Source organism: Thiocapsa marina 5811 (genome assembly GCF_000223985.1).
In the GTDB taxonomy this organism is placed as follows: Bacteria; Pseudomonadota; Gammaproteobacteria; order Chromatiales; family Chromatiaceae; genus Thiocapsa; species Thiocapsa marina.
Genome location: NZ_AFWV01000050.1, coordinates 1 through 1,198, shown reverse-complemented (window position 1 = coordinate 1,198; position 1,198 = coordinate 1). Strand labels below are relative to the sequence as shown.

At 62.0% G+C, this 1,198-nt stretch carries 1 protein-coding gene; it reads right to left on the bottom strand.

The annotated features are described in order from the left end of the window. Positions 1-266: 266 nt before the first annotated feature. Positions 267-989 carry a site-specific integrase gene (locus THIMADRAFT_RS24200; RefSeq protein ID WP_007195776.1) on the bottom strand — a complete coding sequence of 241 codons (723 nt, stop codon included), beginning with the start codon at positions 987-989 and terminating at the stop codon, positions 267-269. Positions 990-1,198 lie beyond the last annotated feature (209 nt).

The window sequence follows — 1,198 nt, the reverse complement described above, 5'->3', positions numbered from 1 at the left end:
CAGGAGCGTGATCTGCCGGACCTTGCCGCCGACGCGCGTGGAGCGCACCAGCCGGTGGGTGTGGTAGCGCTCGCCGGTGGCGGTGTTGCGGGTATGGGTGCGCCGGATGTACATGCCCACACGCTAGCCCATGCGCTGCCGGCTGCCTAGTGGCAGGCCGAAATAATATGGCACTACTTTTCACGGCGAGGTTGCCGTGTACATATGAATCAATGGCATGGGCGGCCTGCGGACAGGAAATCGGACCCGACCGTGTTAAAGATGGGCTAGCCCAGCACCTTCTTGTACACGAAGACCAGCGCATTCAATGCCTGACTCTGTGTACTCGCCGAGACCTGGCCGCGGACGGCAAGGTCCTCGAGAAACGCAACAATCCGATCCGCGCCGACCTCCGACGGGTCGCGCCCCCCGCAGAACAGGATGAAGCGACACACCCAAGACTCGTAGGTCTGCTCCGTGCGGATCGAGTACTTGCGCCGGCGGATCTCCGCAGCCAGCCGTTCCATCAGCCGAGGGTGCGCCCGACGAACCTCGTCCAAGGCGGACGGCGGGTTTCGCTTCTCCTTGAAGCGGGCCCCCGAGACCGGCTCTTCGTCAGCCGCCCCTACTCTCCGGGCTGCCGTCTCCCGAGCGATGGTCGGATGGTCCGCTGCCAAGGTCCGGGCGGAATCGAGCCAGTAGGCCCAGTCCACCTCGCCGACGACCTTGGCGTTGCCCGTCGCCAGCAACATCTGCACGGCGTCAACGATCTGCCGGAATTGCCAATCCTCGATTCCGTCTATCCTCCCGACCGACTCCAAGTAGCCTGTCACATCCGCGCCCGTGTGCTCCGCGAGGCGCTTACCGGAAAGCGCCTTCAAGTAGCGCTCCGCACGCCGGACATACCATCGCACCGCGCTGTCCTTGACCCCTTTTTTCCGAGCTAGATCAATGAACTGCCTCCAGAAACGATCGACCGCGCCCGCGGCTGTTGTGCGCACGTCTCCCATCTGCTAGCGTCTCTCCGCCGGGTACCGCGTATGGGTATTGTACACGTTTCGCTATGCTCGGCGAGGCAGCCACGCGGCGGCTAGGTGGAATCTGTCCCGACTGAGATAGACAGAATCTGCCTATCTCACCTGGCCGACACTCTGTCTAAGTAACGATTCACTAACAAGTAAGGCATTTTACCTCAGCCATCTTGTATGAAAAGTGCGTT

Excerpts from the sequence above, each read along its gene's own strand:
- THIMADRAFT_RS24200 (WP_007195776.1), bottom strand. The coding sequence starts at position 989 with ATGGGAGACGTGCGCACAACAGCCGCGGGCGCGGTCGATCGTTTCTGG.